General features: G+C 60.4%; 6 protein-coding genes. 3 read left to right on the top strand and 3 right to left on the bottom strand.

The window, feature by feature from the left end; all coding sequences use genetic code 11:
* Positions 1-261 precede the first annotated feature (261 nt).
* The 3 genes from FAZ69_RS32855 to FAZ69_RS32845 all read left to right on the top strand — a co-directional run bounded on the left by FAZ69_RS32855 (position 262) and on the right by FAZ69_RS32845 (position 3350).
* A complete protein-coding gene (locus FAZ69_RS32855; RefSeq protein ID WP_136899615.1) occupies positions 262-726 on the top strand; it encodes a (2Fe-2S)-binding protein in 465 nt (154 codons plus the stop codon).
* Positions 727-827: 101 nt separating this feature from the next.
* The gene (locus FAZ69_RS32850) at positions 828-2951 is read left to right on the top strand and encodes a xanthine dehydrogenase family protein molybdopterin-binding subunit (protein WP_369407772.1); all 2124 of its coding nucleotides are present in this window, start codon (positions 828-830) and stop codon (positions 2949-2951) included.
* A 33-nt stretch (positions 2952-2984) separates the two neighbouring features.
* The gene (locus FAZ69_RS32845; RefSeq protein WP_136899612.1) at positions 2985-3350 is read left to right on the top strand and encodes a nuclear transport factor 2 family protein; all 366 of its coding nucleotides are present in this window, start codon (positions 2985-2987) and stop codon (positions 3348-3350) included.
* A 118-nt stretch (positions 3351-3468) separates the two neighbouring features.
* Here the strand turns inward: FAZ69_RS32845 and FAZ69_RS32840 are convergent, their stop codons facing one another.
* The 3 genes from FAZ69_RS32840 to FAZ69_RS32830 all read right to left on the bottom strand — a co-directional run bounded on the left by FAZ69_RS32840 (position 3469) and on the right by FAZ69_RS32830 (position 5986).
* Positions 3469-4047: a YceI family protein gene (locus FAZ69_RS32840; protein ID WP_136899610.1), complete on the bottom strand. Its 579-nt coding sequence runs from the start codon at positions 4045-4047 to the stop codon at positions 3469-3471.
* A 134-nt stretch (positions 4048-4181) separates the two neighbouring features.
* Entirely contained in the window at positions 4182-4793 is a 612-nt protein-coding gene (locus FAZ69_RS32835; protein WP_136899608.1) for an NAD(P)-dependent oxidoreductase, read from the bottom strand.
* 479 nt (positions 4794-5272) lie between these two features.
* A complete protein-coding gene (locus tag FAZ69_RS32830) occupies positions 5273-5986 on the bottom strand; it encodes a TetR/AcrR family transcriptional regulator (protein ID WP_136899606.1) in 714 nt (237 codons plus the stop codon).
* Between the last annotated feature and the right edge of the window lie 431 nt (positions 5987-6417).

Here is a 6417-nt window from a genome sequence, read left to right as displayed (position 1 = left end):
GCAGTGGTCGAACACGGCGTTGTTCTTCGCGGCCGCGGTGCCGGCACTGGCGGCGTGTCTGATGCTTGTTTGCCTCAGACGGGTTGAGGGCGCACGCCAGGCTGACTGCGTCGAGTGTTAGCGGGGGGGCGAGAGGTTCAGGGTGGGAAACCGGGTCATTTAGTTAGTCAACCAAAAGAAAAATCAATTCCAGACGGCGTTCTCGCGCCGCATTGATCCTCGACGCGGCGCGATCGCGGATGGGAAGTCAAGGGAGGCGAAATGGGCATTCCGATCACGGTGAATGGAAGGCAGCACGTGGTGAACGTGGCTGCAGATACGCCGCTGCTATACGTGTTGCGTAACGATCTCCAGTTGAGCGGTCCTAAGTTCGGCTGTGGCGAGGCGCAATGTGGCGCGTGCACGGTATTGGTCGGCAACGACGCAACGCCTTCTTGCGTGTTTCCCGTTGGCGCGGTGGGAGTGCAGCGCGTGACCACGGTCGAGGGGCTGGGCAAGGGTGAGCGGCTTCACGCGCTGCAGAAAGCCTTCCTCGCCGAACAGGCCGCCCAGTGCGGTTATTGCTCGAGCGGAATGTTGATGGCCGCGAAGGCTCTGCTCGAGCGAAATCCCGATCCGGATCAGGCGGCCATACGGCGCGAGCTGGCCGGCCAGAAATGCCGCTGCGGTGCGCATAACCGGATTGTGCGCGCGATCCGGCGTGCAGCGCAGGAGTTGCGCGCATGAATACGGTCAGACTTTCGCGGCGCGCATTCGGCAAATTGGCCGGCGCGGTCGTCGCGACGTTCTCGCTTGCGCCTTTTTCGGAGTTCGCGCTGGCCGAGCCCGTGCTGCCGGTCGATCTGCGCGCGAATCGCCGGCTCGACGGCTGGATTCGAGTCGACGAGGAGGGCGCGGTCACGATCTTCACAGGGAAAGCCGAGCTGGGGCAGGGGATACTCACCGCGCTATCACAAATCGCCGCGGACGAACTCGATGTGAGTCTGGCGAGCGTGCGCATGATTTCCGCGGACACGGCTCGCAGCCCGAACGAGGGTTACACGTACGGCAGCCAGTCGATCGAGACGAGCGGGGCGGCATTGCGCGTTGCCGCGGCGCAAGCGCGGGCGGTCCTGCTCGCAGCGGCCGGCCAGCGGTTGAAGGTGGCGGCGTCGGATCTGCGCGTCGAGAGCGGAGTGGTTCTGGCCGCCGACGGCCGGCGCGTGACTTACGCGGACCTCGCGAGAGACGATGAGGCGCTGTTCAGGCGCGAAGTGGCTGCGGGCTTCACGGCCAAGCGCCCATCGGATTACAGGCTGGTCGGCAAGTCGGTGCCGCGCATTGACTTGCCGGCCAAGTTCACGGGTGCGGCGGCGTTCGTTCAGGACATGCGCTTGCCCAATATGCTGTTCGGCCGCGTCTTGCGGCCCCCGAGGTACGGCGCGAAGCTCGTTTCAGTCGACGCCGCATCCGTCAAGCGGCTGCCGGGCGTCGTCGCCGTTGTCCGCGATGGCAGCTTCCTTGGTGTCGTCGCCGAGCGTGAAGAGCAGGCAATAGCGGCGCGGCGTGCGTTGATCGACGCAACGCAGTGGAGTGCCGATTTCGTCGCGCTGCCCGACGTCGATCATCTCCAGGCGGCGCTGCCTGGCTGGCGCAGCGAAGACAAGGTCATCAGCGAGGCGGGGCAGGATAGTCCGGCGTTCGATGTAGCGACACAACTGGAGGCCAGCTACTCTCGCCCATATCTTTCCCACGCCTCGATCGGTCCCTCGTGTTCCGTTGCGCTGCTCGAGGACAGGCACCTGACGGTCTGGTCTCACACGCAGGGCGCGTTTCCGTTGCGCGGCGAACTTGCGACGGTGCTCGAAATGCCTGTCGGCGCGGTCGACGTCGTGCACGTTCCAGGTTCGGGCTGTTACGGTCATAACGGCGCCGATGATGTCGCGCTCGATGCAGCGCTGCTCGCCCGCGAAGTCCCGGGGCGGTCAGTCAAGGTTCAATGGATGCGCGACGATGAATTTGCCTGGGCGCCCATCGGTCCGGCAATGGTCATGCGGGTGAAGGCGGCCTTGTCCAAAGACGGCCATATTGCCGACTGGAACTACGACGTATGGAGCAATTCTCACGCCATGCGGCCAGGCGAGCGCGGTGGTGTAAACCTGCTAGCCGCGTGGCACCTCGAGAAGCCGTTCCAGCCGTCGCCGCCGCCGGAGATCCCGCAGCCATACGGCAATGGCGATCGCAACGCCGTGCCGGTCTATGATCTGCCGCGCAGGAGGGTGACCAACCACATGCTGCTGGACACGCCCGTCCGCAATAGCTCGCTGCGCACCTTGGGGGCGTTTGGAAATGTGTTTGCGATCGAGTCGTTCATGGACGAACTGGCGCTTGCGGCCAATGCAGACCCGGTCGCATTTCGTCTGGCGCACCTGAGCGATCCGCGTGCGATTGCCGTGGTGCGGGAGGCGGCGAGCCGCTCCGGATGGCAGCCCGGTTTGAAAGGCGACGGGCAGCATGGACGCGGCTTCGCTTATTCGCGCTACAAGAATATCGGGGCATACGCGGCGATGGTCGTCGACGTACGCGTCGACCATTCGACTGGTGCCGTCAGCGTCACCAACGTGACCGCCGCAATCGACGTGGGTCGCGTGATCAATCCCGACGGCGTGAAGAACCAGATCGAAGGCGGCATCATCCAGGCGCTGAGCTGGGCGCTCAAGGAGCGCGTGACGTTCAGTCGAACCGAAATCACCACGCGCCATTGGCAGGACTATCCCATCCTGTCCTTTGAGGAAGTGCCGCCAGTCGATGTCGTCCTGCTGGAACGTTCCGATGATCCGTCGCTCGGCGCCGGCGAGTGTTCGCTCGGTCCGGCGGGCGCCGCGCTGGCGAATGCCGTGGCGCATGCAAGCGGCGTCCGGCTGCGCGATCTGCCTCTGGTGCCGGGCAAGGTGAAGGAGCGTCTTGTCTGACGCGTTTCGTCAATATCGTTAAGGAGAATTGCCATGACCGACCGTATCAACGAGCTGCTCTGCCGCAACCTTCCGGAGGTCTTCGGCGAAGGCGACGCGAAGCGTCGTCGCGCGTCAATCGAGGAACTCTATACCGAGGACTGCGTGCTTTACGTGCCTGAGGGTGTATTCATCGGGCGCGATGCTCTCGACACGTTCGCGGGTGAGCTTCGCGCGACGCACCCGCATTTCGCCTATACGCAGCTCGGTGAGCCGCAGGTCCTGCACAACGCTGGCCGATTGGCGTGGGGATCCGGCCCGCGGGGCGAGGCTCCCGCCTATACGGGCGTCGATGTGATCATCGTGCGTGATGAGAAGATCGCTGCGGTCTATGTCTTCCTGGACTCCATGCCTTCATAGCCGCGCGCCTCGAGCGGACGAGTGCGCGACGGACAATGAATAGAACCGCCGCTCGAGGATAAGAAGACGCGGCGTTTCATTCTGTCCGTATCGCGTAGTCTGTTGCAGCACCACAGGATTACTGCTTGAGCGCTTCGGCCGAGATCAACAGCTTGGTCTTCGTACTGAAGCCATACTCCTTTCCGGCGCTCACGCCGAAATCGGCACGGTCGAATTCGCCGGCGGCGTCGACGCCGCACACTTCGCGCTTGAGCAACGGATGCGGCATGCACTTGAACGAGTTGATCTTCAGCGTCAGCGGCTTGGTCACGCCGTGCATCGTCAGGTTGCCAACGACCTCGGACGGCTTGTCATCGTCGAACTCGATCGCGCCTTTGTAGGTCGCATCCGGGTACTTCGTCGTGTCGAAGAACTGCGCCGACTGCAGGTACTGGTCGAGCTTCGTGCTGCCCGTACGAACCGATGCGATTTCGGTCGTGACATCAACCGCTCCGGTCTTTGCGGCGCGATCGAGCGTCACCGTGCCGCTCGACTTGTCGAACTTGCCGCGCCACACGGACAGACCACCGAAGTGATCAGCCTCGAAGGCAGGGTACGTGTGGCTCGGATCGAGCTGGTACGTCGATCCATCGGCGAATGCCGAGAACGAAAGCGAGGCGGCGAGCGCACCCGCCGCAATCATCAGATGTCTCTTCAAATCAATCTCCTTGGTTAATTGCTGCACACGTGCGGGGCCAGAATGATGTGTCGCTGCTACAGCTACTTCGTGGCGACGATGTGAAACTTGGTCTGCGTGTCGTTCCTGGTGAATCGTCGATCCCAGCGGATGGGTTAGTAACCCACCGTGAAACGGGCGCGAACGTGTGCTGGTTTTTCAAGTTCATCTACCATCGCCACGGCGTAGTCCTCGTAGCTGATCCAGCTGCGCCCCTGACTGTCAGTCAACAGGGCGTTTTCGCCGAGGCGGAATTTGCCGGTACGAGATCCTTCGACGAATTCGGCTGACGGCGAAAGGAAGGTCCAGTCAAGGTCGGATACGGTGCGGAGCGTTTCCAAAAACGCTGCGCCGGCAGAGGATTCACCGTGATACGCGGCCGGAAAATCCGGGGTATCGACTAGTCGCATGCCGGGGCGGATCTCCAGGGTACCAGCACCGCCCACCACCAGGTAGCGTCGCACGTCTGAACGGCGAATAGCCTGCAGGAAGGTTGGCGCGTCGGCGGCCAGGAAATGGACACTGCTGATCACGGCGTCATGTCCGTTCAATAATTTCGCAAGCGTGGGAGTGTCATGAACGTCTGCCTCAATTGCTGTTATGTCCGGAAGCGCGGGTACCCGATCGGGGTGCCGTACGATTGCCGTCACCGAATGGCCTCGGTGGGCCAACTCGCTCAAGATTCGGGATCCAGCGTGCCCGGTAGCTCCGATTAGCGCGATTTTCATGTCTAGCTCCGTTAAATCGTTTGCGGAAATATCAATCCGCCGTTGAGAAATTTCTGCTCGCCTAGCTATCAAACGTCGATTCGTATCGACAATTCCTATGCGCGTGAATGCTGCCGTCGGCTAAATGAATGACGCAACAGCCTGGGACGTGGACCGGTTTCCCAGTTGGTGCTTTCTCGCAGCTGGCTACCTTTATGGCAGTATTGGATCCAGAGTTTTTCGTGTTATTAGTTATCCATATTGATCGGAAAATAAAATGCCATCGACGCATATCGCAATGTTGTTCTTATTGGACAACGGGACCGATTCGGGTAGTCCGGCAAGCGGCAATCGTTTTCTATAACTGAACTTGCTTGTCGCGGGTCCAGTTTGATCGCTTCGCGGAGTTGGCGATGCCGCTTGAGAATCATTCGGACATCCGCCGCAGCCTCAACTTTGGCGTTGTCCGTAATCAATAGGAGGGGAATGCCGGTGCTGACTTATCCAGTGATCGCTTTGGGTTCCGAGCGATGAGCCTTCGCAACCCGGCCAGACTGGGTTTGCGCGTTCACCAGCGATTTCGACTCCTCGATGATGGTTGGCGCGAGCGTGTCGTCGACACCGAGAAACCGCAGGCTGATCCGCGCGAATCGCTCCTCGTGTGCTGCCACGTCTCCGTCGCTCAGCAATGCGTTGAGTTCCGAAATCAGGAGCCACGGAAAGGTCTGCAGCCAACATTCGTGGCCACCGACTGGCCTTAGACGTCCGTCTTGCACTGCCTGGCTTTCCGCGTTGACCATGAATGGACGCGCAACCTCGTGGAACGCGTCGACCAGAATGTAGGGGCGATTCAACAACCAGCGAATCGCCGGATCTTGTGACAGCATCCGCACCACAAACCTGGCGCCCACGCAGGGTAGCAGTTCCACTCGGTCTGCCTTCTGAATGATTTCGCCAGTCCTGTCTGCGACGCGCTGCAGCGTTTCGGCAGCCAGCGCAGCAACCACGTCGTCCATTGTTTTGAAGTGGTTGTAGAAGCTCCCGTAGGCGACGTCCGCCTCTTCGGTCACGTCGTTTACCGTCGCCGCATCCACGCCTACACGCCGAAACACTTGGTCGGCTGCCGCAAGAATGGCTTCTCGGGTTCGCTGTCGCCGCCGGTCGTTGCGGGTCAGACCGGTACCTGGTTCGCTTGACGCTTGTCGGGTTGTCATGCGGGGAGACCTCACAGTAGTTGATTGCTATCGCGACCATACGACACCCCTCCGAATTTGTCTACCCACTGTCATTTTTGGATTATGTGTCATAAGTGACTATTGGTACTTTTACGTAGGTAAATGTACTTAGTATCATAATTGATTAATGGTTCAAAAAATGTGTGTCCAGTCAGTAGCGAAGAAGCCGACACCCTTCAATCGTGCCGTTTGCTCATAAGCAAAAGGGTACGCTCCAACCTTGGTTGCTATGCGATATGTCATAGTTGACATTCAATACAAATATATATAACTTGTCATAACAGAGGCGAGCCACGTGTTCAACATTCGCCGATTGGGCGAGGCTGCGGTCCGGTCGGTATGGAAGGAGCAGAGACGATGAGGCAGATTAGTCATTTCATTAACGGTGCCGCAGTAGCAGGCGAGGACGG

This window comes from Trinickia terrae (genome assembly GCF_005144415.1).
GTDB lineage: Bacteria > Pseudomonadota > Gammaproteobacteria > Burkholderiales > Burkholderiaceae > Trinickia_A > Trinickia_A terrae.
The sequence above is the reverse complement of the archived record's forward strand: the minus strand, read 5'-3'. Positions and strand labels throughout refer to the sequence as shown.

What these genes read in the sequence shown, in the direction of transcription:
- FAZ69_RS32855 (WP_136899615.1), top strand. Translation starts at nt 262, where the DNA reads ATGGGCATTCCGATCACGGTGAATGGAAGGCAGCACGTGGTGAACGTG.
- FAZ69_RS32845 (WP_136899612.1), top strand. Translation starts at nt 2,985, where the DNA reads ATGACCGACCGTATCAACGAGCTGCTCTGCCGCAACCTTCCGGAGGTC.
- FAZ69_RS32835 (WP_136899608.1), bottom strand. Translation starts at nt 4,793, where the DNA reads ATGAAAATCGCGCTAATCGGAGCTACCGGGCACGCTGGATCCCGAATC.
- FAZ69_RS32830 (WP_136899606.1), bottom strand. Translation starts at nt 5,986, where the DNA reads ATGACAACCCGACAAGCGTCAAGCGAACCAGGTACCGGTCTGACCCGC.